This is a genomic window from Salifodinibacter halophilus (assembly GCA_012999515.1).
Classification (GTDB): domain Bacteria; phylum Pseudomonadota; class Gammaproteobacteria; order Nevskiales; family Salinisphaeraceae; genus Salifodinibacter; species Salifodinibacter halophilus.
Genome location: JABEEB010000013.1, coordinates 1 through 615, shown reverse-complemented (window position 1 = coordinate 615; position 615 = coordinate 1). Strand labels below are relative to the sequence as shown.

Sequence of the window (615 nt, the reverse complement as noted above, 5' to 3'; positions counted from 1 at the left end):
AAGATGCTGCGCAGCAGCTCCAGCGGCGGGCCCGATTTCTTGCTCAGGTCGCCGAAGGTCGCCCGGTGCACGCGGCGGCCGCGATGGAAGGTGCCTTCGTGGGTCACCTCCAGCTCGTCGAACGAGGCGTAGAAGCCGATATCGCAGTCGATCGCCGACTCGCGCACCGCCGCGGCGATGTACTGCTGCAGGAAGCTGCCGTACACGCCGGCATCGAAGCCCGCGCGCACCTTGACCAGGATGTGGACCCTGGCGCCGCGCGCGACCTTGGCCGCCGATTCGATCAGGAACTTGAAGAACGTCACCGGCGTGTTGCGGCAGGTCACCGCATTGCGGTCGAAGAACTCGCGGTAGCCGTCGAACTGGCGGAAGGCTTCGTCCATCCACTGGATCTGCCAGCCGCCGATGGCGGTGCCGACGTTGACCTCGACCAGCTTGAGCCCGTCGTCGGTGAGGATCGCGTCGGTGCGGAAGCAGATGTCGGTGAATTCCACGCCGTTGAAGAAGAACGAGCAGCGCACCGGGTCCATGTTCATGGCCGCGGCCATCTTCATCGGATCCTCGGAAAACACCGCGCGCACCGCCTTGTAGGTCATGCGCAGGATGTTGGCGTTC

The 615-nt window shown here is 65.0% G+C and carries 1 protein-coding gene; it reads right to left on the bottom strand.

Annotated features, from left to right (window positions below):
- Positions 1-615 (bottom strand): hypothetical protein (locus HKX41_10435; GenBank protein NNC24553.1); only part of this gene is annotated, 615 nt, incomplete at both ends.